Source organism: Pectobacterium polonicum, from assembly GCF_005497185.1.
GTDB lineage: Bacteria > Pseudomonadota > Gammaproteobacteria > Enterobacterales > Enterobacteriaceae > Pectobacterium > Pectobacterium polonicum.
This window is the reverse complement of the sequence record NZ_RJTN01000026.1, coordinates 35,304-60,688: the sequence shown is the minus strand read 5'-3', so window position 1 is coordinate 60,688 and position 25,385 is coordinate 35,304. Positions and strand designations below refer to the sequence as shown.

The following is a 25,385-nucleotide window of genomic DNA, read 5'->3' as shown; positions in this document are numbered from 1 at the left end:
GAGCCCGAGGGGAAACCCCATCTCACCCGCGACTTCCCGATGATCAGTCGGGGATCATAATACCCTGAGGAGAATGATCGAGATATAAGGGGAAACACGGAGATGAGGTTCCCGCAGGGATACCTCACTCCGTGGTCGCCCCGTGTATCTCGCTCTTATCACGATGGGGCTGCCGTTGGCCTTGGCGTTTCTTACGGTGCCGCAATCAGGAAGGATTTAAACTGTGGCGTCATCACTGCGTTAAAGCCCTTATCCGTTTTGGTAATCAGATAAACCGCCAGCCCCTGCTGTTCCGCTAGCTTCAACGCTTTTTCCGTTCCCAACACCATTAAACCCGTATCCCAGCCATCGGCTTCCAGCGCGGTTGGCGCAATCACGGTGGCAGAAACCAACTGATGAGTAATCGGTCTGCCCGTCTCGGGATCGATAATGTGAGAATAGCGCTTGTTGTCTTCCTCAAAGTAATTCCGATAGCTGCCGGAAGTGCTGATTGCATAACCCTGCAAATTCACTGCCGCCTGTGCGGCATTTTCCTGATCGGTTGGCTTTTGGATCGCCACACGCCAAGGCGTACCCTCTGCGTTTACCCCTCGGCTGGAAATCGCGCCGCCGACAGAAACCAGATAATTGGTGATCCCTTTACGCATCATAAGCTGTGCGAGAATGTCTGCACCGTACCCTTCACCCAGCGTGGAGAGATCGATATACAAATCCGGGAGATCTTTCTGAATCCATTCTCCTTGTTCTGTACTGAGCAGGTGCAGGTGATTAAGCCCGATATTTTCCCGTGCTACATCGATCTGCTGTTGGCTGGGAATTCGCGTGGGCTGCTTCTGCGGGCCGAATCCCCAGAGGTTAACCAGTGGGCCGATGGTGATGTCCATTGCACCGTTCGTAGCGTTACCGATACGGAATGCGGTCTGAATGATATCCGCCATGCCATTGCTGATGGGGTGGAGATCCATCCCTCGGTGCTGATTAAAACGCGACAGCACGGAATCATCACGGTAGGTGGAAATCTCGTTATTGGCCTGCTCCAGCAGCGCATCGATTTCCCGTTGTAGCTGTGTCTTATCTTCGCTGATAGCGCCACTAATTTTTACGCTGTAGAACGTCCCCATGGTTTTACCTTCGATGGTCAATAAAGGGCGTTCTGCTGTAGGCGTTGGGTTATCGCAGGCGGTCAAAAGACTGAATAAGCCACAGAGTAGTAATCTCTTCGCGGCGAGAGGCTTCATGAAAAACTCCTGAAAAACTGAACTGAGGGTTTGCTGACAGGAGAGTAACAAAAAAGCGATAAGGCGTAATGGAGTGGAAGAGAAATGAAAGGAAAAAAAAGGCCCATCTCAGGGGATGGGCAAAGACTACACACAGCAATTCGTTACTAACTCTGACGAGGAGGAAACCTCATTGACAAACAGTAGGTTAATACTAGCTCCGGTATTTATCCTATGGATAATGCCTTATTTCGTCATTAAGAATCATCCTAATAGTTAATTATATTTTAAGAATAGACCCCTCGGAGTTTTTATATTGTCAATAATATTGACGCATTAGAGAAATGATATCAAAATTTTTAGGACTAATCCCTAAGAATAGAGGGTTAATCATTAGCTATTTTTACCTATTGAAAAATATATAAAGGAGTAATAGCGACGAAGCAGGGTTGAACGTGAGGAATGGGTGGGTGGTAAACCCCACCCACTGGATGAAAAGACGATGTTTACTGCGATGATTCTTTATTTGATGTCTTGGCGGTGCTAACGGACAGGATGCTCTGTGGTTCGGGGATTTCGCGCATCCAGGCAAACAGCAGACGATAGGAAACGGCGAGGACGACTGGGCCAATAAACAGACCTATCATGCCAAACGCCAGCAATCCACCAATTACGCCGGAAAGAATCAGCAACATCGGAAGGTCTGCCCCCATCCTGATCAGCATCGGACGAATAACGTTATCGATCGTTCCAACGACACAGCTCCAGACCAGCAGGATGGTGCCCCAGGTGGTATCACCCGTCCAATACAGCCAGATAATGGCAGGGATAAGCACTGGGAGCGGCCCCAACTGCGCCAGACAACACAGAAACATCAGAACGGTTAATAGGGTGGTGTAGGGAATGCCCGACAACCCCAAACCAATCCCGCCTAGCACCGACTGCACGATAGCTGTTACCACCACACCCAGCGCGACGGCTCGAATGGACTGCGCTGCCAGGATCACCGCGGCATCGCCGCGCTCTTGTCCCAGCCGGATAGCGAAATGTCGCACGGCTTTCGCGACGGCTTCACCTTTGTAATACAGCAGGGCGCTGAAGATAAGCATCAGGGAGCAGTGCATTAGAAAGCGCCCGACATGCGCCGCCTGTGCAACCAGCCAGGTCGCGGTTTTACCAAAATAGGGCTGTACTTTGGCAAACAGACCACTGCCGCCGCTTTGCAACAGCGCCTGCCAGCTGTTGAACAATTTTTCTCCCACGACAGGGATTGATTCCAGCCACTCTAGCGTCGGTGGCGAAAAGTTTTCCTGTCTGGCTCCCCAACTCATGAGTGCCGAGCTGTTATCCACCACGCTGCTGACGAGAACGGCAATTGGCACAACAAATAGCAGGATGAGCAGAAACGTCATAACGAGCACCGCCAGAGAGCGTCGCCCCCAAAGTAGTGCCTGAAATTTGATCAGCATCGGCCAGGTGGCAATGACCACCATACATGCCCAGGCGAATCCCAAAATAAAAGGTTGTACCACCCAAAAGCAGGCAATAATCATGATGGTAATAAACACCAGACTGAACAGGTTTCTGGCCAGATCAAATCGTGGTGGCTGGGAGTATTTGCTCAACGAATCGTTCCTCAATAGCAAAAGAAAAGGCTGAAGGTGAGGTAGTTTGGGCGGCACAGCATAGTCACCACGTCATCATGAGATATTTCCGGGTGTTTTGACAGCTCGTTGAACATTTTGTTGGTGAAACAGCGGTTAGCCAACATGCTGTATGTTTTTGCCGTTCTGGGAGCGCACACGATTGCGAAATGTGATAAAACGTGATGTCCCCGATGAAAGGGCGGCTATATCAGGCATTTCACGACATATTGGCAAACACATCATGTACGGACAGGGTCAAAAAATAATGATCCCACAGATCACACAATCTCCCGGGCTGGTCCAGCCGGTACTTAATTTTCTGGAAGCATTAAAGAAAAACGGATTTACGGGCGATACGGCGACCAATTACGCCGATCGTCTGACGATGGCAACGGATAACAGTATCTACCAGCTTTTGCCGGATGCGGTGGTGTTCCCCCGTTCAACTGCCGATGTGGCGATCCTGTCGCGACTGGCGGGTGAGGCGCGTTTTTCAGGGTTGACCTTTACCCCGCGCGGCGGCGGGACAGGAACGAACGGACAGGCGCTGAATCGCGGTATCGTGGTCGATATGTCGCGCTATATGAACCGTATTCTGGAAATCAACCCTGAGCAGGGCTGGGTACGCGTTGAAGCTGGCGTCATTAAAGATCAACTCAACCAGTACCTGAAGCCTTATGGCTATTTCTTTGCGCCTGAACTGTCGACCAGCAACCGGGCGACGTTAGGCGGCATGATCAATACCGATGCATCGGGGCAAGGCTCGCTGGTGTACGGAAAAACCTCAGACCATGTGCTGGGGCTGCGTGCGGTACTGCTGGGCGGCGAAATGCTGGATACGCAGGCGATGCCAGTCGAGCTGGCAGAGCAGTTAGCAGAAGAAGACTCTCCCGTTGGCCGCATTTACCACACGGTGCTGCACCGCTGCCGTGAACAGCGCGCGTTGATTATCGACAAATTCCCTAAGCTGAACCGCTTTTTGACTGGCTACGATCTGCGCCATGTGTTCAGCGACGATCTGCACACCTTCGATCTGACGCGCATTCTGACCGGAGCCGAAGGTACGCTGGCTTTTATCACCGAAGCGAAGCTCGATATTACGCCGTTGCCGAAGAGTCGCCGTCTGGTGAATATTAAGTACGACTCCTTCAATTCAGCGTTGCGCAATGCGCCGTTCATGGTGGAAGCAAAGGCGCTATCCGTCGAAACGGTGGATTCCAAGGTATTAAACCTGGCCCGTGAAGATATCGTCTGGCATTCCGTCAGTGAACTGATCACCGATGTCCCTAATCAGGAAATGCTTGGCTTGAATATCGTTGAGTTTGCGGGTGATGACGAAGCGCTGATCAACGGGCAGGTGGAATCGCTATGTCAGCGGTTGGACACACTGCTAGCGACCGGAGAAGGCGGGGTGATTGGCTATCAAACCTGTAACGACCTGGCCGGCATCGAACGTATTTACGCCATGCGCAAGAAAGCCGTCGGGCTACTGGGCAACAGTAAAGGGCAGGCCAAACCCATCCCGTTTGCGGAAGATACCTGCGTGCCGCCACAACATTTGGCGGATTACATTGAAGAGTTCCGCGCGCTGCTGGATAGCCACAATCTGACGTACGGTATGTTTGGCCATGTCGATGCCGGGGTGCTGCATGTTCGCCCGGCGCTGGATATGTGCGACCCGCAGCAGGAAATGCTGATGAAACAGCTTTCCGACCAGATTGTCGCGCTGACGGCTAAATATGGCGGTCTGCTGTGGGGCGAGCACGGTAAAGGCTTCCGCGCCGAATACAGCCCTGAATTTTTTGGACCTGAACTGTATACCGAGCTGCGTCGTATCAAAGCGGCGTTCGACCCTGATAACCGGCTTAATCCTGGGAAAATTTGCGCGCCGCTGGATGTTGATGCGCCGATGATGAAGGTCGATGCGGTTAAGCGCGGCACATTTGACCGCACGATCCCGCTGACGGTGCGTACCGCGTTTCGTGGCGCAATGGAATGTAACGGTAACGGACTGTGTTTTAACTTCGATGCGCGTAGCCCAATGTGTCCGTCGATGAAAATCAGCGGCAACCGTATTCATTCACCGAAAGGCCGTGCGACGCTGGTGCGTGAATGGTTACGCCTGTTGGCCGAGCAGGGCGTCGATCCGGTAGCGCTGGAGAAGGCATTGCCACAGCAGAAGCTGAGCCTGCGCGCCTTTATTCAGAAAACCCGCAATACCTGGCAGGCTAAGCAAGGGGATTACGACTTCTCGCATGAAGTTAAAGACGCGATGTCGGGTTGTCTGGCGTGTAAAGCCTGCTCAACGCAGTGCCCTATCAAGATTGACGTGCCGGGATTCCGCTCTCGTTTCCTGCAACTTTATCACACGCGTTACCTGCGTCCGGTTCGTGACTATCTGGTGGCCGGTGTCGAAAGTTATGCGCCGTTGATGGCGCGCAGCCCGAAGACGTTTAACTTCTTCCTGAAAATGCCGCTGCTGAATAACCTGAGCCGCAGCCAGATTGGTATGGTCGATTTACCCTTGCTGTCATCGCCGTCGCTGCGCCAGCAGTTTGCTGGGCATAGCGGGGTTAACACCACGCTGGAACAGTTGGAACAGCTACCGGAGCAGGCGCGTCAGCAGTATGTGTTAATCGTACAAGACCCGTTCACCAGCTATTACGATGCGCAGGTGGTGGCAGATTTTGTTCACCTGATCGAAAAACTGAAGCTGAAACCGGTGCTGCTGCCGTTCTCCCCGAACGGGAAGGCACAGCATATTAAAGGTTTCTTGCAACGTTTTGCCAAAACGGCGTCGAAGACGGCAGATTTCCTGAATCGTGTTGCCAAATTGGGAATGCCGATGGTAGGTGTCGATCCGGCGCTGGTGCTGTGCTACCGCGACGAATATCGAGAAATTCTGGGTGAGAAGCGTGGGGATTTTCAGGTACAACTGGTGCATGAATGGCTAGTAACGGCATTGGCAGACAGCACGCCTCAGCCCGCTACCGGCGAATCCTGGTATCTGCTCGGTCACTGTACGGAAACCACGGCGCTGCCGATCAGCACGAAACAGTGGTCCGACATTTTCTCGCGCTTTGGCGCTAAACTGGAGAATATCAGCGTCGGGTGTTGCGGCATGGCGGGGACCTACGGTCATGAAACCAAAAACCTCGCCAACTCGCAGGGGATTTATGCGCTATCCTGGCAACAGGTGTTGCAGAAATTACCGCAGAAACGCTGTCTGACCACCGGCTATTCGTGTCGTAGTCAGGTAAAACGTATGGAAGGCCGCGCATTGCGCCATCCGTTACAGGCCCTACTGGAGATCCTCTGATGCTGTGGAAACGACAGGTTACACTGGAGCAGCTTAATCAACAGAGTCAAGCGTGCATGGTCGGCCATGTCGGTATTCGTTATACCTGTCTTGCGGAGGACTCTCTGGAAGCGGTGATGCCCGTGGATTCACGCACACGCCAGCCATTTGGTTTACTGCACGGTGGGGCATCTGTTGTACTGGCGGAATCACTGGGTTCCGTCGCGGGCTATCTGTGTTCTGAGGGCGATCAGCAGGTGGTGGGGCTGGAAATCAATGCCAATCACCTGCGTGCCGTGCGTGAGGGGGAAGTGCGGGGCGTATGCCGCGCGCTTCACGTTGGTCGCCGGAGCCAGGTGTGGCAGATTGAGATCTTTGATAATCAACATCGCCTGTGCTGTATTTCGCGTCTGACGACATCGGTGATTACGCCGTAAATATGGAATGCTGAACCAGACTGCTGGCTGGTCTGGTTCGGCTATTTTGTAGGGGCAATCGATAGTTTTTCAGGGCAAAAAAGGCACGCGCTTAACGAAGTCCGTCTGAAAGGCGGTCGCTTTATCCCATGAGCCTTGCATGCTTAGCTGATGGCAAATCGACTTTAGCGTGTTACGGGCAAAGTAGTAACTTTGCACGCGAAAGAGGTGACAACGCCCTTCATTATTGATCTCTTTAATCAACCGATTATGCAATTTGACCAGCGCGTGCAGATAGCTATCGTCATCGCCATTTCTTAGACAGAGTTCAACCATATCCATGCAGGCGTTATGAAAGCGGCGCAAATGATCAATATTACTTCCCGGACGGTTCAGGCGGGCTTCCGCCATATAAAAATCAACAGTGGCATCGCGAATCTGAAATTTATATTCGTCAATCTGGTGGTGCAGCCAGGCATTCACGGAAAGCATGGTTATCGATCCTGAATATTAAATGATAATCATTATCATATTAATAAAAAAGGCCATGATCAATGGGCAAAACGTGCTTTAACGTCAAAAGTACGATCGGAAATCACATAAATCTTCATATACCTTCCCTGTTTTATAAATAGGTATCACCGATAAATGTTATAATAATGATAACGAGATGATGATTTTTATCTGACCAAAAGGGCGAGATGAGATGATATTAATTCATTTATTATCAATTGATTAGTGGATTTTTCGCTGTGTTATCTGGGGCGTTTAAGTCGTGTAAAATGGCACTCTTGGCAGGCTAAAAAACCAAATGTTACGAATAGCCCTGCAAAACAAGAGGTTGAAGCTAGTTTCATTATCACTAACATTAGGGGAAACCAGCCTAAAACTGGTACCACACGCAATGAGGTATTCCATATGCAAGCGGAAAATGTAGGGACGTTTTCACTGGATGAAAATGTCTGGCAAGGACTGACGCTGACAGATAGCGCCGTGAAGCAGATTAAGAATCTGATGAAACAGGATGAGGCCGTGCAAGGACTGCGGCTTGGCGTTAAACAATCAGGCTGTGCTGGGTTTGGTTATGTGCTGGATCTGGTACAGGAGTTCGAAACCGACGATTTAGTATTCGAACGTGATGGCGCAAAACTGTATGTCCCACTGAAAGCGATGCCTTTCATTGACGGCACAGAACTTGATTTCGTCCGTGAAGGGCTGAATCAGATATTCAAGTTTAATAATCCCAGAGCGCAGCATGCTTGTGGATGTGGCGAAAGCTTTGGCATTTAAGTGATGAAAAATTATGGCACGTAGCACGGTAGATGTACCTGATGATGTCCAGATCTGGATGGGTGATGGACGCTATAAAGAAGGTTTCTTCACGCAACTGGAGACCGATGAGCTAGCGCACGGCATCAATGAAGATGTCGTCCGGGCGATCTCGGCGAAGCGTAATGAACCTGAGTGGATGCTGGAATTCCGTCTTAACGCTTACAAAGCGTGGCTGGAGATGGAAGAGCCTCATTGGCTGAAAGCCCATTATGAGAAACTCGACTATCAGGACTATAGCTATTATTCCGCGCCTTCCTGCGGTAACTGCGATGACAGCTGTGGCTCTGAGCCCGGTGCCAAGCAGCAATCCGGGATTACGGACGTGAATAATTACCTGACCAGCGAAGTGGAAAATGCCTTCAATCAGTTGGGCGTTCCCGTCCGTGAAGGTCAGAAAGTCGCGGTCGATGCCATTTTCGACTCGGTATCCGTTGCGACCACGTATCGACATGAGTTGGCTGAAAAAGGCATTATTTTCTGCTCATTCAGCGAGGCGATTCAGGAACATCCCGACCTGGTGCGGCAGTATCTCGGTACGGTTGTACCGGCGAACGATAACTTCTTTGCAGCATTGAACTCAGCGGTCGCTTCTGACGGCACGTTTGTGTACATCCCGAAAGGTGTGCGCTGCCCGATGGAGCTGTCTACGTATTTCCGTATCAATGCGGCAAAAACCGGTCAGTTCGAGCGTACGATCCTGATCGCCGATGATGACAGCTACGTCAGCTACATCGAAGGTTGCTCCGCGCCCGTTCGTGACACCTATCAGCTGCACGCTGCGGTAGTGGAAGTGATCATCAACAAGAATGCCGAAGTGAAATACTCCACGGTACAGAACTGGTTCTCCGGTAAAGATGACGCCGAAGGCGGCATTCTGAACTTTGTGACCAAGCGTGCGCTGTGTGCGGGTGAGCATTCGAAAATGTCATGGACGCAGTCGGAAACCGGTTCGGCGATCACGTGGAAATACCCAAGCGTCATTCTGCGCGGCGATTACTCCGTCGGTGAATTCTTCTCTGTTGCCTTGACCAACGGTCGTCAGCAGGCCGATACCGGCACCAAGATGATTCACATCGGTAAAAACACCCGTTCGACCATCATCTCCAAAGGGATTTCTGCCGGGCGCAGTGAGAACACCTATCGTGGTTTGGTGAAGATCATGCCGAGTGCGGCGAATGCCCGTAACTTTACCCAGTGTGACTCGATGCTGATCGGCAGCGAATGCGGTGCGCACACTTTCCCGTATGTGGAAGTACGCAACAATACTGCACAGTTGGAGCATGAAGCGACCACGTCGAAAATCGGCGATGACCAACTGTTCTACTGTCTGCAACGCGGTATCAGCGAAGATGACGCTATCTCAATGATCGTGAACGGTTTCTGTAAGGACGTTTTCTCTGAGTTGCCGCTGGAATTCGCGGTGGAAGCACAAAAGTTACTGGCGATTAGCCTGGAACACAGCGTGGGTTAATTCGGCGGTTACCGGGATTTTCACAGACTAATAATGAGAATCATCGGTCCCGGAATTCATTGAGCGCCCGTCACATTGGGCGTTGGAAGGAATAAGCATGTTAAGCATCGAAAATTTAAAAGTTAGCGTTGAAGGCAAAGAGATCATCAAAGGGCTTAATCTCACCATTAAGCCGGGTGAAGTCCACGCGATTATGGGCCCGAATGGCTCAGGCAAAAGTACGCTCTCCGCAACGCTGGCTGGACGTGAAGAATATGAAGTGACCGACGGTTCGGTGAGCTTCAAAGGGAAAGATCTGCTGGAATTATCGCCAGAAGATCGCGCGGGTGAAGGCGTCTTTATGGCGTTTCAATATCCGGTAGAGATCCCTGGCGTCAGCAACCAGTTCTTCCTGCAAACCTCCGTGAACGCGGTGCGCAAATACCGTGAACAGGAACCGCTGGATCGTTTTGACTTCGCCGACTTTATCGAAGAGAAAATCAAGCTGCTGAATATGCCGGAAGATTTGTTGACCCGCTCGGTCAATGTGGGTTTCTCCGGCGGTGAGAAAAAGCGTAACGACATTCTGCAAATGGCGGCGCTGGAGCCGGATCTGTGCATTCTGGATGAAACTGACTCCGGGCTGGACATTGACGCACTGAAAATCGTCTCTAACGGCGTGAACTCCCTGCGCGACGGCAAACGTTCGTTCATCATCGTCACGCACTACCAGCGTATTCTTGATTACATCAAACCGGACCACGTACACGTTCTGTATCAAGGGCGCATTGTGAAATCCGGTGATTTCTCGCTGGTGAAACAGTTGGAGGAGCAAGGCTATGGCTGGCTTACCGACGAGCAATAATGTGACGAGCGATAACGTGGCGGGTAAAACCAGCATCGCCCAGAAACAAGAGCAGGCGCTGCAACAATGGCATGGCCTGTTTGAGCGTGATGCGTCGCGTCGTTCTGAAGAGGCGAACCAGCACTGGCAGGACGTAGTGCGCCTTGGCTTACCGCACCGTAAGCATGAGCACTGGAAATACACGCCTCTGGATGGCTTGCTGAGCAACGAATTTGTCGCACCGCAGGCACCGTCCCTCGATCGTGCAGCGGTAGATGCCTTGGCATTAGCCTTGGATAGCTGGCGTTTGGTGTTTGTCGATGGCGTATTCAATGCGGAACTCAGCGACAGCGCGTGGGGACCGTATCAGGTTGACGTACAGGCATCGCATGCGCGTGGCGCGTTGCCTACGGCGATTCAGTCCGAAGTATTCCTGCATCTGACCGAAAGCCTGGCTAGTACCAGTACATTGATTCGTTTGGCTGCCGGACAGCAGGCAGAAAAACCGCTTTACTTGCTGCACATCAGCAGCAGTCAGGCGGCAGCGTTGAACACGGTTCACCATCGCCATCATTTGAACGTTGAACGTGGTGCCAGCGCGGAAATTATCGAACATTACGTCAGCCTTGACGATCATGCGCACTTTACCGGTGCTCGCCTGACGGTGAATGCGGCGGAAAATAGTCAGGTTAGCCACTATAAGCTGGCGTTTGAAGCGGCGGCGGGCTACCACTTCGCGCACAACGATCTGGTTCTGGCACGCGATGCTCGGGTTCGCAGCCATAGCTTCCTGCTGGGAGCGGGTCTGACGCGTCACCACACCAGCGCCCAGTTGAACGGCGAAGGGACAAATCTGTCCATGAACAGCCTGATTCTGCCTGTCGGCAGCGAAGTGTGTGATACGCGAACGTATCTGGAACACAATCAGGGCTACGGCGAAAGTCGCCAACTGCATAAAGTCATCGTCAACGATCGCGCCAGAGCGGTGTTTAACGGCATGATTAAGGTTGCGCCGCATGCGCTGAAAACCGACGGACAGATGACCAACAACAATCTGCTACTGGGCCGACTGGCTGAGGTAGATACCAAGCCGCAGTTGGAAATCTACGCAGATGACGTGAAATGTAGCCACGGTGCTACCATCGGCCGTATGGACGAAGAACAGCTGTTCTATCTGCGTTCCCGTGGTATTACGCAGCAGGATGCGCAACAGATGATCATTTTCGCCTTTGCGGCGGAAGTTACAGAAGCGATTGAAAACGAGTCTCTGCGAGATGTGGTTCTGGAACGTATCGCGCAGCGTTTGCCCAACGCGCTGGCGAATGCCGGCAAGGCGGTATGATGAACTATCCTATTGAACGGATTCGTGCCGATTTCCCCGTGCTGGCAAGCGAGGTTAACGGCCAGCCGTTAGCCTATCTTGATAGCGCCGCGAGTGCGCAAAAACCGCAGTCGGTTATCGAACGCGAAGCCGAATTTTATCGCCATGAATACGCCGCTGTGCATCGCGGTATTCATACGCTGAGCGCGCAGGCGACCAGCGCGATGGAAGCGGTGCGCGAGCAGGTGGCATCCTTTATCAATGCTGCGTCAGTGGAAGAAATAGTCTTTGTACGTGGGACGACAGAAGCCATCAATCTGGTGGCTAACAGCTACGGCCGTACCTTCATCCAGCCGGGCGACAACCTGATCATCACCGAGATGGAACACCACGCGAACATCGTTCCCTGGCAGATGCTGGCGGAAGCGCGTGGCGTAGAGATCCGCGTATTGCCGCTGGCTGAAGATGGCTCACTGGATGTCGCACAGCTTCCCGCGCTGTTGGATGAACGCACTCGTCTGCTGGCGGTGACGCAGATATCCAACGTGCTGGGTACGCTAAACCCGGTGAAAGCGATGATTGCACAGGCAAAAGCGGCGGGCGCGGTTACGTTGGTCGATGGCGCGCAGTCGATTATGCATCAGCCTGTCGATGTGCAGGATCTGGACTGTGATTTCTTTGTCTTTTCAGGTCATAAGATCTACGGCCCTTCGGGTATTGGCGTGCTGTACGGCAAACGCGATCTGCTTCAGGCCATGCCGCCGTGGGAAGGTGGTGGGGCGATGATTCGTCAGGTTAGCCTGCGTACAGGCACTACCTATGCGGATTCACCGTGGCGCTTTGAGGCTGGTTCGCCCAACACGGGCGGTATCATGGGCTTAGGTGCCGCACTGGATTATGTAACGGCACTGGGACGTGAAGAGATTCAGCGTTATGAATCCTCACTGATGCAGTACGCGTTGGAAGCGTTAACGCAGGTGCCCGATCTGACGCTGTACGGCCCTGCGGAGCGTCACGGTGTGATTGCATTTAATCTTGGGCAGCACCATGCCTATGATGTAGGAAGTTTCCTCGATCGATACGGTATTGCGATTCGCACCGGCCACCATTGCGCGATGCCGCTGATGGAACACTATGGTGTTCCCAGTATGTGCCGCGCTTCGTTGGCCGTTTATACTACGCGCGAAGAAATTGACCGGCTGGTTGCCGGATTGCAACGTATCCATCGATTGCTGGGCAGTTAAGCGCCAGGCGCGAACCTGTCCGGGGAGGAAACCATGGCGAGTCTGCCAGAACCGCAGAAACTGGCGCGTAATTTTGCGCGCTGTAATGACTGGGAAGAAAAATATCTGTATGTCATCGAGTTAGGAGAGCGCCTTGATCCGCTGCCCGATGAGTGGCGTAGTCCCGATAACCTGATCTCGGGGTGCCAGAGCCAGGTATGGATTGTGACACAGCCTGATGAGCAGGGCGTAATCGCTCTGCACGGCGACAGTGATGCCGCTATTGTGAAAGGCCTGATCGCAGTCGTTTTCAGCCTGTACCAGGGGCTAACAGCGCAGGAAATTGTTGAGCTGGATGTGCGGCCGTTCTTTGAATCGCTGGCGTTGAATCAACACCTGACACCATCCCGCTCACAGGGGCTTGAGGCGATGCTACGGGCGATTCGTGCGCATGCTACCGCACTGCTTTAATTTGCTTCGTTGTTCTTTCTGCTTTCGCTGAGTATAGAAAAAGCGCTGCGACGAAAAAAACGTTCAGCGCTTTTTTGTTTTTTTCATTTACTGATTTTTACCAACGATACGTTATTGTTTCCCCGTTCATTTATTAACTCGCTGATATTTCAGAATTCGTCCCGTATATTTATTTCTCGTTAAATTTTATGCTGACTCTGCTTTGTAAAGAATTGAATATCAATGCTTTGATTTTTAAATCAAATATTCTTTTGTTACAACAATGCTAATATATACCCACGTCCGGTGGAAAGAGGCAGCAATGGCTGTATTGAACACCAGATCAAGAGGTATAGCCGGATACTGCATTCTGGGTACACAACCAGATGTTATTGATTGTAGGGAATCTATTATGAAACGCGTGTTAACTTTACTTGGTATGGCCTTCGCGACATACCTGGCCAGCACCGCCGCCAGAGCGACGGAATATCCGCTACCGCCACCAAATAGCCGCCTTATCGGTGAAAATATCGCTTATACGGTCCCTAATGACGGCCGCCCGCTGGAAGCTATCGCCGCGGACTTTAAGATTGGCCTATTAGGCATGCTGGAAGCGAACCCAGGAGCCGATCCTTACCTGCCGACAGCGGGTTCCACCCTCACGATCCCGACGCAAATGCTGCTGCCGGATACGCCGCGCGAAGGCATTGTGGTCAATCTGGCAGAACTACGGCTCTACTACTACCCGAAAGGGAAGAATACCGTCATTGTTTACCCGATTGGCATCGGCCAACTGGGGCGAAATACGCCATTGATGACGACCAGCGTGAGCGAGAAACGTGAGAACCCGACCTGGACGCCAACGGCGAACATCCGTAAGCATTATCTCGAAGAACAGGGCATTAAGCTGCCTGCTGTCGTTCCGGCAGGCCCGGATAACCCGATGGGATTACATGCACTGCGTCTGTCAGCGCATGGCGGTGTTTATCTGTTACACGGCACAAACGCGGACTTCGGCATTGGCATGCGGGTAAGTTCTGGCTGTATCCGCCTGCGTCCAGATGACATCAAGGCGCTGTTCGATACTGTGCCAGTCGGTACGCGTGTGCAGATTGTTAATGATGCGATTAAAACCTCCGTTGAACCGGACGGCAAACGCTACGTTGAAGTGCATCAGCCTTTATCAAAGACCGATAAGGACGATCCACAAACGATGAAAATTCCGCTGACGGCAAAGACGCAGAAGTTTGTTAAGGATGCAGAGACGGACAGTAAAGCCGTTGCTGACGCGATTGTGCGTCGTTCCGGCATGCCGATTGTGGTTAGCGTAGGGCAAGATATCAATACCTATCAACCACCGGTAGAATCTGCTCCAGAAGCGTCTGATACGCATCAGGTTGCGCCAATCACGGCTATCAGCACTACCTCACGTTAATCATGAAATAAACCGGTCAGGTGCGTCTCAGGCGCATCTGTGCTGGTTCAAGGATCGGATGGAAGGATAGCGACGGCTGGTAACGTGGGAAAGAAATGAACGGCGAAGGTTGATAGAACGAAAACGATTGATAAAACGAAGGCAAAAAAATGGCGCACAATGTGCGCCATTTTCACTACTTAACCAGCTCGATTACTTTTTGTAAGTACGAACTTGGTTGTCCAGACGCTGGTTAGCACGAGCTGCGTCATCTTTAGCAGCTTGTACGTCAGAGCGGATTGCGTTCACGTCGTTGCTCAGTTGGTCAACTTTAGCGTTCAGAGTCTGAACGTCAGAAGACAGCTGATCAATTTTAGCGTTGCTTGAACAACCAGCAAGCAGAGTAGAACCCAGAATTACCGCGCCCAGTACCAGTTTAGTACGATTCATTATTAATACCCTCTAGATTGAGTTAATCTCCATGTAGCGTTACAAGTATTACACAAACTATTTTCTAATGAGAATAAATTTTTGATGAGAACATGCTTAATTTTGATCGTTCGCTCAAAGAAACAGCGAGTTTTACCTGTTCATTAAAAAAGTAAGGAAAACAGCGCTATTTTTGTCAGATAACTCCGAAGCTTAAGGCTATTAAAACGGCGTGTTACGTAAAGGCATTAATTAGGTTATCGTGCTGTAGAAAGTCGTTTCAGAATATAAAAAAAGCGCCATTAAGGCGCTTTTTACCGATTGGATTGTTAGGATCAGATACGATGTACGGAAACGGTATTGGTTGTGCCGCTAGAAACCAGCGCACCAGATACCATCACTACGACATCGCCAGCTTGCGCATAACCGCTATTCAGCGCGGCTTCTTTACCAATGCGGTAGAAATCATCCGTAGAGGCAATTTCTTTCACCAGCAGCGTATCAATGCCTTTGCTCAGCAGCAGTTGGCGTGCGGTGACGTCGTTCGTCGTCAACGCCAGAATACGGGCATTCGGGAAGTATTTACGGATAGATTTGGCCGATTTACCGCCGCTGGTTGCAACCACAATCAGCGGTGCATCCAGTTTTTCTGCGGTTTCTACCGCACCGCGGCAGACAGCTTCAGTGATACGCAGGATTCCAGGCGTTTTGATGGTATCCAGACGGCTTTTCATCACGGAATCGGTACGCTGACAGATCGTTGCCATGATGGTAACGGATTCCAGCGGGTATTTACCTTTCGCACTTTCGCCAGACAGCATAACGGCATCGGTGCCGTCGATGATGGCGTTAGCGACGTCGCCAGCTTCAGCGCGGGTAGGGCGCGGGTTCTTGATCATTGAATCCAGCATTTGCGTTGCGGTGATAACCACTTTGCGTGCCAGGTTACATTTTTCGATCATCATTTTCTGTGCGAAGATCACTTCTTCAACAGGGATCTCAACACCCAGGTCACCACGGGCCACCATGATGCCGTCAGAGGCTTCCAGAATGTCGTCGAAGTTGTTCAGACCTTCCTGGTTTTCGATCTTGGAGATGATCTGGATGTGCTCGCCACCGTGCGCTTTCAGGTGAGCGCGAATTTCTTCAACGTCGGAACGTTTACGAATAAAGGAAGCGGCAACGAAATCGACGCCTTGTTCGCAACCGAAAATCAGGTCGCGTTTGTCTTTTTCAGCCAAAGCAGGTAACTGGATGGAAACGCCTGGTAAGTTAACGCCTTTATTCTCGCCCAGATCGCCATTGTTCAGTACTTTACAGACGACATCGTTGCCGCTGATCGCTGTAACCTGCATACCGATCAGGCCATCATCAACCAGAACGGTGTTACCGACGCTGAGGTCTTCGGTGAAACCTGCGTAGGTGACGGCGACGCGATCCTGATTACCCACGATGCTCTGATCGGTGGTGAATGTGAAGGTTTGACCTGCGGTCAGCGTGACATCCGCACCGTTTTCCAGCTTCATGGTACGAATTTCTGGGCCCTTGGTGTCAAGCAGGATAGCGGCTTTCTGACCCGTTTTTTCCATGACGGCACGCAGGTTCTTGATGCGTTGGCCATGTTCTGCGTAATCCCCGTGAGAGAAGTTCAGGCGCATAACATTCATGCCGGCAGACAGCAGGTTGCCAAGCACTTCTTCTGACTCTGTTTTCGGCCCGATGGTACAAACAATTTTTGTCTTTTTCATACGATAGTTTCTACAAGTTGTGATGGATAAAAAAACGAGTGAACCAGTGGCCGTGTGAGGCAAGCCGCTGGAAAGAATGCATGAGGGAACGGTGTAAAAGAGGTAAGTATAGATGGTCGTAGCGAATGGGTGATGAAGTGCGCAACCGCTCGTCGCATGGGATTCGCGGGGGCTAGCGTTGGCGATGCCGTTGATAATAATGTTATTGATAGTGGCACGTTGTTTAGCTGAAACCATTCAATTGAAACGACGTTTCGTATTATAGTTATTAAGCGACGAGAAACAAGGTGGTAAAAGGTCAGAAATTGAATATTTCAGTGCGTTTACGCAAAAAACTGAGCGATTTGGCGTTTTTACCTAACTTTGTTGCGCAACTGCCTAAGAAATCCGTTGTATAAATACGCTATTGCGGTGAGTGATGGCAAGTCGTTGATTCTTGTAAAAGCCGACAATGAATAAAGAAAGTGCGTGTAAGCAACATGCTTTTCTATCGATCCGTATCACGTTTTTGTGTCATGCTCCTTGAGAAGATGAAGGCAAATGGTAGTTTACCAGCCATTGCGGATTGTTACTGCGTAAGCAGGCAAAACCAGATGCTCGTTCTTGCTACGGGTGTCTGGTTTTTTTGTTTCCAGGGTTTGAAAAATGAAGATTGCCAAAATACTCAACAATAATGTCGTCACCGTAATCGACGAAAACAATAATGAGTCGGTTGTGATGGGACGCGGGCTGGGCTTCAAAAAGCACTCTGGCGATCTGCTGGATGAAACGCTGATTGAACGTGTGTTTGTGATGAAGTCAGGAGAACTGACCTCACGCCTACAGGAGCTGCTGTCAGAGATTCCGATGGATGTCATCACAACGGCAGACAAGATCATTCTGCTGGCAAAAGCGCGTCTGCCCGGAAAACTGCAAAACAGCGTCTATATCTCGTTAACGGATCACTGCCATTTTGCGATAGAGCGCCACAAGCAAGGCGTGAATATCCGCAATGTGCTGTTATGGGAAATAAAGCGCCTGTATCCAAAGGAATTTGATATTGGGCTGGAAGCGCTGGATATTATTGAGCAGCGTTTGTCCGTACGGTTACCGGAAGATGAGGCTGGCTTTATTGCTCTGCATTTGGTGAACGCGCAACTTGACAGCGAAATGCCAGAAGTCTTGCAAATTACCAAAATCATGCAGGAAATACTGAATATTGTAAAATATCAGCTTAACCTGGATTATAACGAACAGGCGTTAAGCTATCATCGCTTTGTTACGCATTTAAAGTTTTTCGCGCAACGATTAATAGGGAAAAGCACAGTATTTAGTGATGATGAATCACTGCATGATGTCGTGAAAGAAAGATATCAATTGTCTTATCGCTGTGCAGAGAAAATACAGGCGCATATTGTGCAAAAATACGTTTACACGTTAACGAAAGAAGAGTTAATGTTCTTAACGATTCATATTGAACGCGTGCGTACGGAAGGTCAGGAGAAAATAGAACCAGGCGATGGAGAATAATTTCTGCTAATTTGCTTTTCGTCACAAAATAGCAGTGTAGCAAGATAAATACCTTGCTTACGACGAAAGTGAAAGAATAGAGTATGTGGAAAGCAAATTATCAGATGAAGTAAAATTTTATTGTCAGTGCATAAGTTGTGCTGGCATAGACCCTAAATAATTCAAGTCGCGTAGCCAACTTGAAGTATGACGGGCATACAAGCAGGATTGTTACTGTCAGGCTAGTCTAGGCGGGCAGGCAAAACCTAAATCGTTTTCTCAATGTTTATTGGGAAAAGCGATTTAGGTTTTTTTTTGTCTCAAACAGAGCTGGCAATCTTAAATTATTGATACTTAAGTCTGTTTAGCATTAAGGATAGACGATGGAATACAAAGCATTAGCAAGTGAGATACTCGATGGTGTCGGTGGACGTAGCAACGTCATTAGCGTGATGCACTGTGCAACCAGGCTGCGTTTTAAACTAAAAGACAGCAAAAAGGCGGATGCAGCTGCGCTGAAGAATAATTCAGGCGTGATCATGGTGGTTGAAAGTGGCGGACAATTTCAGGTCGTCGTAGGCAATCATGTCAGTGATGTCTATCGCAGTTTATTGGATGTTTCTGGCTTGACCGATCAAAGTGATTCCGAAAATCATGGGGAAGATGATGGGAAAAAAGGAAATGTTTTCTCTCGCTTCATTGATATTATTTCTGGAATATTTACGCCATTAATTGGCGTGATGGCGGCCTCTGGTATTTTAAAAGGTTTTCTGGCGCTCAGTCTGGCCTGTGGCTGGATGATTGACACCAGCGGAACATATAAAGTGTTATTCGCTGCGAGCGACGCACTCTTCTTTTTCTTCCCTATTGTTTTAGGTTATACCGCAGGGAAAAAATTTGGCGGAAATCCATTCGTTACCATGGTGATTGGTGCAACGCTAGTTCATCCATCCATGATTGCTGAATTTGGTGCAATGCAGAGCGCCGGCTATCAGCAGCTTTATTTCCTCGGCATTCCGATTACCTTCATTAATTATGCCTCTTCGGTCATTCCGATTATTTTCTCGGCCTGGCTTGCTTCACGTCTGGAAAAGCCACTGAATGCCATCTTGCATATTAATATCCGTAATTTCTTCACGCCGCTGTTCTGCCTCTGTATCACCGTTCCCGTCACGTTCCTGCTGATTGGCCCGGCTGCAACCTGGCTTGGGCACATGCTGGCTAGCGGTTATCAACTGATTTATGGATTGAACTCCATGATTGCGGGCGCGTTGATGGGGGCGCTGTGGCAAGTGTTTGTTATTTTTGGCCTTCACTGGGGGTTAACGCCGCTGATGATTAACAATCTCAGCGTGTTGGGACATGACACCATGATGCCTCTTCTGGTTCCAGCGGTATTGGGGCAGGCGGGTGCGGTGCTGGGCGTATTGCTGCGTACCCGCGACATGAAGCTGAAAGGGATTTCTGGTTCGGCTTTCTCGGCAGCCATCTTTGGTATTACGGAGCCAGCGGTGTATGGCGTTACGCTGCCGCTGAAACGTCCTTTCATCTTTGGCTGTGTTGGTGGCGCAATGGGAGCCGCAATTCTGGGATATTTCCATACCACCATTTACTCTTTCGGTTTCCCGAGCATCTTCACCTTTACTCAGGTTATTCCGCCGACAGGTGTCGATAATACGGTGTGGGCCGCCATTATTGGTACGGCAATCGCCTTTACCTTCGCTGCCGCGGCTACCTGGGCCTTTGGGATTCCGGCGCAAGAAAATACTGTAGCAGTAAATGCGCAGGCAGCGGCACCGCAAGCCACGCATAACCAAAATGATGCAACGCGTAAACAAGCGATAAATAGCCCGATTGAGGGCATCGTACTGCCGCTGGAACAGGTTGGCGACGAAACGTTCGCGAGTGGATTAATGGGAAAAGGAATTGCGATCAAGCCGCAGGCCGGGCGTGTGGTTTCCCCGGTGAATGGGACGGTTGCTTCGCTGTTTAAGACCAATCATGCCATTGGCCTCGAATCGGAAGACGGTGCCGAGGTGCTCATCCATGTCGGTATCGATACGGTGAAATTGGATGGTCAGCATTTCATCGCACACATTAAGACCGGTGATGTTGTGAAGCAGGGCGATCTTCTGGTGGAGTTTGATTATCAGGCGATCGAAAAAGCCGGTTATGACACGACAACGCCCGTCATTATCACCAATAGCGAAGATTACGTTGATGTTCTGCCTACCGCCGGAAACACCGTGCAGGAACAGGGCGCACTGTTGACGTTAATCCGCTGAAATTGACATTTACGACCCAATTGGGAGGAGAAAAAATGAGCCATCAGTTTCCGAAAGAATTCTTGTGGGGCGGCGCGATTGCAGCCAATCAGGTTGAAGGTGCGTATTTAACGGACGGCAAAGGGCTATCAACGTCTGATTTACAGCCACAGGGTATTTTTGGCGAGATCGTTACGCGTACGCCGGGCGACAGCGGAATTAAAGACACGGCGATCGATTTTTATCACCGCTATCCCGAAGATATCGCGCTCTTTGCTGAAATGGGCTTCAAATGTCTGAGAACCTCAATTGCCTGGACGCGCATTTTTCCGCAGGGCGATGAAACTCAGCCGAATGAAGCAGGACTGGCATTTTACGATCGCCTGTTTGATGAAATGGCAAAATACGGCATTCAGCCACTGGTGACGCTGTCCCACTATGAAATGCCGTTCGGTCTGGTGAAGAATTACGGCGGTTGGGGCAGTAGTGACACGATTACGTTCTTCGAGCGCTATGCTCGTACGGTATTCCAGCGCTATAAAGACAAAGTGAAATACTGGCTGACGTTCAACGAAATTAACTGCGCATTACATGCACCATTTACAGGGATTGGCTTACCTACCGAGAGTAGTAAGCAGGATATTTATCAGGCGATTCACCACCAACTTGTTGCCAGTGCTAAAGCGGTGAAGGCGTGCCATGACATCATCCCTGATGCCAAAATTGGCAATATGATGTTGGGTTCCATGTTCTATCCATTAACCTGCAAGCCTGCGGATGTACTGGAAACGATGCAGCAGAATCGCGACTGGTTGTTCTTTGGTGATGTACAAACCCGAGGATATTACCCGGCGTACATGAAGCGTTTCTTCGCACAGCACGGCATTACGCTATCGGTAACCGAAGACGATCGGCAGTCTCTGAAGGAAACCATCGATTTCATCTCGTTCAGCTACTACATGACGGGCTGCGTAACCACCGATGAAGAAGTGAACCAGAAAGCCCGTGGCAATATTCTGAATATGGTGCCAAACCCGCATCTGGAAAGCTCGGAGTGGGGTTGGCAGATCGACCCTGAAGGGCTGCGCTATATCCTGAACTATCTGTATGACCGCTATCAAAAACCGCTGTTCATTGTGGAAAATGGGTTGGGAGCGAAAGATAAACTCGAAAGTGATGGCAGCATTAACGATGACTATCGCATCAAATACCTGAACGATCACCTGTCTCAAGTGGGCGAAGCGCTGGAGGATGGCGTGGAGGTGATGGGTTACACCTGCTGGGGGCCTATCGATCTGGTCAGTGCGTCGAAAGCTGAAATGTCAAAACGCTACGGTTTCATTTATGTCGATCGTGATGATGAAGGAAATGGCACATTAGAACGTCGGCGTAAGAAAAGTTTCTATTGGTATAAAGATGTTATTTCCTCTAATGGAGAAACGTTGAAATAAATCGGCGTATCAATATACCCTAAATAATTCGAGTTTCAGGAAGGCGGCAAGCGAAGGAATCCCGATGAGCTTACTCAGGTAAGTGACTCGGGTGAGTGAACGCAGCCAACGCACATGCAATTTGAAGTATGACGGGTATAAACCCTTTACGCATTCATTCTCAGAGAGATTATCTCTGGAATGAATGCGGTATCATTTTTTACTCTTTATGGGAAAGAAGATGAGGAGTCAATAATGAGAGGTCGGAATAACCATTAAATTCTAATAGACGATTATTTTGGTTTTACAAATAGCTGTTCATAAATAGACGAGCCTCGGCTGGCGTCGAAAGGGCTTCGTTTTAAATTTAATAATGTACCCTACTCGGATAATAATCATGCGTAAAAAATTCCCTGTAAAGATGATGGTATTACTGATGTCGTCGGTGTTTTTGTCTAATGGTGCTATGGCCGCAAAATTGACCGTAGAAGAAAGGCTAGAGCTATTGGAGAAGGAGCTGGCAGCAAATAAAGCTGAATTGCAGTCAACCAAAAAAGAGTTTCGTGAATATAAGACAAATGCAGAAAATAAAGCACGTCTGGCAGCAAACTCTGTGGCAAAGGATAAACCCCTGGTTGTTGCCTCTTCTGGTACGTCATCGGTTAATCAGGTTGTTCTTGCATCAGCCGCTCAACCAGCTGCAAATACGGCTGATGATGCTACGAATGCACCACAAAAACCATTAACGTTAGCGGAAGTAAGCAAGTTCGTTAAGGATGATATTGGCTTTAGCTATACGGGGTATTTCCGTTCTGGATGGGCAACGGCCGATCATGGCGCACCAAAATCGTATGCGATTGGTTCATTAGGGCGTTTTGGTAATGAGCACAGTGGTTGGTTTGATCTCATACTGAGCCAAAAAGTTTATGCAGAAGGGAATAAGCGTGTCGATGCCGTCATCCAATTGGATGGTAATGTGGGTATGCAATATAACAGCGCCTGGTTTGGCGAAGACGCCGATAATGAAAATAAACTGCAATTCTCCCAGATGTACGTCAATACAAAAGGGTTCTTACCCTTCGCCCCAGAAGCTGATTTTTGGGTAGGTAAAAATACCCTGCCAGTCTATGAAATCCAGATGCTAGACTGGAAAAGCCACCGTTCAGAAGCAGCGGGCGGTGTAGGTATTGAGAACTGGCAGTTGGGTGTGGGTAAGCTTGATGTCTCTTTGAACCGTGAAGACGTTAACGCGCGCCGATTCGTATATAATGACCCGAAAAAAGATAAAAATCAGGTCAATACCAATGCAGTTGATGTTCGCTATAAAGGTATTCCGCTCTGGGATGATGCAACATTGTCTCTGATTGGTAAATATGCGCAAGCCAATAAGAGCAATGTGCAAAATAATAATGAAATCGATGGCTTATCGTATAAATTGAAAGATGCCTGGACTGCTGGTGTTATTTTACGCCAAGGATTATATAACGGCGGATTTAATGAATTCACCGTGCAGGGTGCGAGTAATTCTATTGCCAGCGGTTTTGCCAATATCTCTGATGCTAACCCGACGTATAGCCGTAATGGTGACTACTATGGTAATCATTCAGGCAATGCCTTCCGCGCGATCTCGCAAGGAGAAATGTATTTGCGTGATGATGTCATTATGGCGAATGCGCTGGTTTATTCACAAGGTAATGACATATACAGCTATGACACGGGAGCGCATACCGATTTCAACAGCATCCGTGCGGTATTACGTCCTGCTTATATTTGGGATAAATTCAACCAGACTGGGGTCGAATTGGCATATTTTAACCAAACCAACAAGGCCAATGGCGTGAACTATCACGAGTCAGGTTATAAAACCACGCTGTACCATGCGTTTAAAGTTGACACGAGTATCTTGAATTCTCGTCCAGAGATTCGTTTCTATGGTTCTTACCTGAAAATTGAAGATAACGACATCAGCCAGGCCACATTTAACGACAGCAAGAGCGATCAATTCTCCTTGGGTATTCAGGCGGAAGTCTGGTGGTAATACCTGTCATCACGTCGGCACCGCTGAGGCGGTGCCATCACATTTAGCAAAAACAGACTCGATTACGTGATAGTCGGGATGAGATTATGCGAATGAACATGAAGAAAATATCTTTATCATTATTGACCCTGAGTATGCTGGCTGGCGTGTCTATCAACGCGTCTGCACTACCGGCCGATTTTCCTGCTATGCCTGCGGCAACCGTCCCCGTAAGCCAGTATGTCACGGCGGTGAATGCGGATAGCAGTATCTCTTTCCGCCTGTTTGCCCCCACGGCGAAGCAGGTCAGTGTTTTTACCGGTTCGACGCCCGATAGCATTGTGTCCCACGCGATGACGAAAGATGAATCCGGTGTGTGGTCGTTCAAAACGCCAGTGCTGGCACCGAACCTGTATGAATATTTCTTCAGCGTTGATGGTTTTCGTACCATCGATACCGGCACGGCGTTGACCAAGCCACAGCGTCAGGTGAATACCAGCCTGATTTTGGTGCCGGGGAGCATTCTGGATGTGCGTCAGGTGCCACACGGTGAACTGAGAACGCTAACCTATCACGCCAACGCATTGAAATCAGAACGTCAGATGTATGTCTGGACGCCGCCGGGCTATAGCGAATCGTCGAAACCGTTACCCGTGCTTTATTTCTATCATGGCTTTGGCGACACGGGGGCGTCTGCTGTGGTGCAGGGGCGGATACCGCAGATAATGGATAACCTGCTGGCGGAGAAAAAAATTGAGCCGATGCTGGTCGTCATTCCTGATACGGAAACCGACGTTCCCGGGATTATCCCTGAAGAGTATCCACCGCTGGAGCGGCGCAAGGTGTTCTATCCGCGTAACGCGTTAGCAGCGGACAGGGAACTGATTCATGACATTATTCCCGAGATCGGCAAACGCTTTAACGTTCGTCAGGATGCCAATGGCAGGGCGCTGGCTGGGTTGTCTCAGGGCGGCTATCAGGCGCTGGTATCGGGTATGAGCCATTTGGATCATTTCGGCTGGCTGGCGACGTTCAGCGGCGTTACCACCGAAACGGTGCCAAACACGGCGGTTGCTGCACAGCTTGAGCGACCTGAGCAGATTAATCGGCAACTGAAGAACTTCACAGTGGTGATTGGCGAAACTGACAACATCACGGGTAAAGATATCGCGGGTCTGAAAACGGTACTGGAGCAGAAAAACATCCAGTTTGATTATCGCCACTATCCTAACCTCGGCCATGAAATGGATGTCTGGCGGCCGGCCTACAGCGAATTTGTCCAGAAGCTTTTTAAATAGCGTCTTCATGCTGCGGGTTGAAGGTTCGTCGGCCTGCTTTCTCTTATGGCAGCGTGAATCATTTGGCTGCCATATCAACGACTGCCCATCATAGTTAAGG

Annotated in this window: 19 protein-coding genes and 1 other RNA gene; 14 read left to right on the top strand and 6 right to left on the bottom strand. The window is 50.0% G+C overall.

Annotation, left to right across the window (positions count from 1 at the left end; translation table 11 throughout):
- Window positions 1–191: 191 nt before the first annotated feature.
- From apbE to ydiK, 3 genes are all read right to left on the bottom strand, one after another.
- Complete coding sequence (gene apbE, locus EDI29_RS20020; RefSeq protein WP_137742281.1) at window positions 192–1,238, bottom strand: FAD:protein FMN transferase ApbE; 1,047 nt, start codon at window positions 1,236–1,238, stop codon at window positions 192–194.
- 91 nt (window positions 1,239–1,329) lie between these two features.
- Window positions 1,330–1,441, bottom strand: an RNA gene (rprA, locus tag EDI29_RS20015) — antisense sRNA RprA.
- Between the two features lie 282 nt (window positions 1,442–1,723).
- Window positions 1,724–2,842 (bottom strand): AI-2E family transporter YdiK, encoded by a 1,119-nt coding sequence (gene ydiK, locus EDI29_RS20010; protein WP_137742280.1) that lies wholly within the window; start codon window positions 2,840–2,842, stop codon window positions 1,724–1,726.
- 286 nt (window positions 2,843–3,128) lie between these two features.
- Between ydiK and ydiJ the strand changes: the two genes are divergently transcribed.
- Window positions 3,129–6,182 (top strand): D-2-hydroxyglutarate dehydrogenase YdiJ, encoded by a 3,054-nt coding sequence (gene ydiJ / locus EDI29_RS20005; RefSeq protein ID WP_137742279.1) that lies wholly within the window; start codon window positions 3,129–3,131, stop codon window positions 6,180–6,182.
- Window positions 6,182–6,598 (top strand): hotdog fold thioesterase, encoded by a 417-nt coding sequence (locus EDI29_RS20000; protein WP_137742278.1) that lies wholly within the window; start codon window positions 6,182–6,184, stop codon window positions 6,596–6,598. The genes ydiJ and EDI29_RS20000 overlap by 1 nt, the downstream gene beginning before the upstream one ends.
- A 69-nt stretch (window positions 6,599–6,667) precedes the next feature.
- Here EDI29_RS20000 and EDI29_RS19995 read toward each other — a convergent pair whose 3' ends face one another.
- The gene (locus EDI29_RS19995) at window positions 6,668–7,069 is read right to left on the bottom strand and encodes a hypothetical protein (protein WP_005970399.1); all 402 of its coding nucleotides are present in this window, start codon (window positions 7,067–7,069) and stop codon (window positions 6,668–6,670) included.
- Window positions 7,070–7,495: 426 nt separating this feature from the next.
- Here EDI29_RS19995 and sufA point away from each other — a divergent pair, with 426 nt between their 5' ends.
- From sufA to EDI29_RS19960, 7 genes are all read left to right on the top strand, one after another.
- Entirely contained in the window at window positions 7,496–7,867 is a 372-nt protein-coding gene (gene sufA / locus EDI29_RS19990) for a Fe-S cluster assembly scaffold SufA (protein WP_005970398.1), read from the top strand.
- Between the two features lie 13 nt (window positions 7,868–7,880).
- Window positions 7,881–9,380 (top strand): Fe-S cluster assembly protein SufB, encoded by a 1,500-nt coding sequence (sufB, locus tag EDI29_RS19985; protein WP_107167654.1) that lies wholly within the window; start codon window positions 7,881–7,883, stop codon window positions 9,378–9,380.
- 97 nt (window positions 9,381–9,477) lie between these two features.
- The gene (gene sufC / locus EDI29_RS19980; protein WP_005970394.1) at window positions 9,478–10,224 is read left to right on the top strand and encodes a Fe-S cluster assembly ATPase SufC; all 747 of its coding nucleotides are present in this window, start codon (window positions 9,478–9,480) and stop codon (window positions 10,222–10,224) included.
- Window positions 10,199–11,545, top strand: coding sequence for a Fe-S cluster assembly protein SufD (sufD, locus tag EDI29_RS19975; RefSeq protein ID WP_137742277.1), 1,347 nt, complete (start codon window positions 10,199–10,201; stop codon window positions 11,543–11,545). The genes sufC and sufD overlap by 26 nt, the downstream gene beginning before the upstream one ends.
- The gene (sufS, locus tag EDI29_RS19970; protein WP_137742284.1) at window positions 11,545–12,768 is read left to right on the top strand and encodes a cysteine desulfurase SufS; all 1,224 of its coding nucleotides are present in this window, start codon (window positions 11,545–11,547) and stop codon (window positions 12,766–12,768) included. The genes sufD and sufS overlap by 1 nt, the downstream gene beginning before the upstream one ends.
- A gap of 33 nt (window positions 12,769–12,801) precedes the next feature.
- Window positions 12,802–13,218, top strand: a complete 417-nt coding sequence (gene sufE, locus EDI29_RS19965) for a cysteine desulfuration protein SufE (RefSeq protein ID WP_137742276.1) — start codon at window positions 12,802–12,804, stop codon at window positions 13,216–13,218.
- Window positions 13,219–13,609: 391 nt separating this feature from the next.
- Window positions 13,610–14,632: a L,D-transpeptidase family protein gene (locus tag EDI29_RS19960; RefSeq protein ID WP_137742275.1), complete on the top strand. Its 1,023-nt coding sequence runs from the start codon at window positions 13,610–13,612 to the stop codon at window positions 14,630–14,632.
- Between the two features lie 192 nt (window positions 14,633–14,824).
- Here the strand turns inward: EDI29_RS19960 and EDI29_RS19955 are convergent, their stop codons facing one another.
- Both EDI29_RS19955 and pykF read right to left on the bottom strand, forming a co-directional pair.
- Window positions 14,825–15,061, bottom strand: coding sequence for a major outer membrane lipoprotein (locus EDI29_RS19955; RefSeq protein WP_005970385.1), 237 nt, complete (start codon window positions 15,059–15,061; stop codon window positions 14,825–14,827).
- A 314-nt stretch (window positions 15,062–15,375) separates the two neighbouring features.
- Window positions 15,376–16,788, bottom strand: coding sequence for a pyruvate kinase PykF (pykF, locus tag EDI29_RS19950; RefSeq protein WP_137742274.1), 1,413 nt, complete (start codon window positions 16,786–16,788; stop codon window positions 15,376–15,378).
- A gap of 645 nt (window positions 16,789–17,433) precedes the next feature.
- On the opposite strand from pykF, the gene licT reads away from it, so the two are divergent.
- From licT to EDI29_RS19920, 5 genes are all read left to right on the top strand, one after another.
- Complete coding sequence (gene licT / locus EDI29_RS19940) at window positions 17,434–18,297, top strand: BglG family transcription antiterminator LicT (RefSeq protein WP_137742273.1); 864 nt, start codon at window positions 17,434–17,436, stop codon at window positions 18,295–18,297.
- A gap of 362 nt (window positions 18,298–18,659) precedes the next feature.
- Window positions 18,660–20,561, top strand: a complete 1,902-nt coding sequence (gene bglF, locus EDI29_RS19935) for a PTS beta-glucoside transporter subunit IIABC (protein WP_137742272.1) — start codon at window positions 18,660–18,662, stop codon at window positions 20,559–20,561.
- A gap of 35 nt (window positions 20,562–20,596) precedes the next feature.
- Window positions 20,597–21,991, top strand: a complete 1,395-nt coding sequence (locus EDI29_RS19930; RefSeq protein WP_137742271.1) for a glycoside hydrolase family 1 protein — start codon at window positions 20,597–20,599, stop codon at window positions 21,989–21,991.
- Window positions 21,992–22,367: 376 nt separating this feature from the next.
- A complete protein-coding gene (locus tag EDI29_RS19925) occupies window positions 22,368–24,008 on the top strand; it encodes a carbohydrate porin (RefSeq protein WP_137742270.1) in 1,641 nt (546 codons plus the stop codon).
- Window positions 24,009–24,094: 86 nt separating this feature from the next.
- Complete coding sequence (locus tag EDI29_RS19920) at window positions 24,095–25,285, top strand: alpha/beta hydrolase (RefSeq protein WP_193555682.1); 1,191 nt, start codon at window positions 24,095–24,097, stop codon at window positions 25,283–25,285.
- The last annotated feature ends 100 nt before the right edge of the window (window positions 25,286–25,385 follow it).

What these genes read in the sequence shown, in the direction of transcription:
- apbE (WP_137742281.1), bottom strand. Translation starts at nt 1,238, where the DNA reads ATGAAGCCTCTCGCCGCGAAGAGATTACTACTCTGTGGCTTATTCAGT.
- ydiJ (WP_137742279.1), top strand. Translation starts at nt 3,129, where the DNA reads ATGATCCCACAGATCACACAATCTCCCGGGCTGGTCCAGCCGGTACTT.
- EDI29_RS20000 (WP_137742278.1), top strand. Translation starts at nt 6,182, where the DNA reads ATGCTGTGGAAACGACAGGTTACACTGGAGCAGCTTAATCAACAGAGT.
- EDI29_RS19995 (WP_005970399.1), bottom strand. Translation starts at nt 7,069, where the DNA reads ATGCTTTCCGTGAATGCCTGGCTGCACCACCAGATTGACGAATATAAA.
- sufA (WP_005970398.1), top strand. Translation starts at nt 7,496, where the DNA reads ATGCAAGCGGAAAATGTAGGGACGTTTTCACTGGATGAAAATGTCTGG.
- sufB (WP_107167654.1), top strand. Translation starts at nt 7,881, where the DNA reads ATGGCACGTAGCACGGTAGATGTACCTGATGATGTCCAGATCTGGATG.
- sufC (WP_005970394.1), top strand. Translation starts at nt 9,478, where the DNA reads ATGTTAAGCATCGAAAATTTAAAAGTTAGCGTTGAAGGCAAAGAGATC.
- sufD (WP_137742277.1), top strand. Translation starts at nt 10,199, where the DNA reads ATGGCTGGCTTACCGACGAGCAATAATGTGACGAGCGATAACGTGGCG.
- sufS (WP_137742284.1), top strand. Translation starts at nt 11,545, where the DNA reads ATGAACTATCCTATTGAACGGATTCGTGCCGATTTCCCCGTGCTGGCA.
- sufE (WP_137742276.1), top strand. Translation starts at nt 12,802, where the DNA reads ATGGCGAGTCTGCCAGAACCGCAGAAACTGGCGCGTAATTTTGCGCGC.
- EDI29_RS19960 (WP_137742275.1), top strand. Translation starts at nt 13,610, where the DNA reads ATGAAACGCGTGTTAACTTTACTTGGTATGGCCTTCGCGACATACCTG.
- EDI29_RS19955 (WP_005970385.1), bottom strand. Translation starts at nt 15,061, where the DNA reads ATGAATCGTACTAAACTGGTACTGGGCGCGGTAATTCTGGGTTCTACT.
- pykF (WP_137742274.1), bottom strand. Translation starts at nt 16,788, where the DNA reads ATGAAAAAGACAAAAATTGTTTGTACCATCGGGCCGAAAACAGAGTCA.
- licT (WP_137742273.1), top strand. Translation starts at nt 17,434, where the DNA reads ATGAAGATTGCCAAAATACTCAACAATAATGTCGTCACCGTAATCGAC.
- bglF (WP_137742272.1), top strand. Translation starts at nt 18,660, where the DNA reads ATGGAATACAAAGCATTAGCAAGTGAGATACTCGATGGTGTCGGTGGA.
- EDI29_RS19930 (WP_137742271.1), top strand. Translation starts at nt 20,597, where the DNA reads ATGAGCCATCAGTTTCCGAAAGAATTCTTGTGGGGCGGCGCGATTGCA.
- EDI29_RS19925 (WP_137742270.1), top strand. Translation starts at nt 22,368, where the DNA reads ATGCGTAAAAAATTCCCTGTAAAGATGATGGTATTACTGATGTCGTCG.
- EDI29_RS19920 (WP_193555682.1), top strand. Translation starts at nt 24,095, where the DNA reads ATGCGAATGAACATGAAGAAAATATCTTTATCATTATTGACCCTGAGT.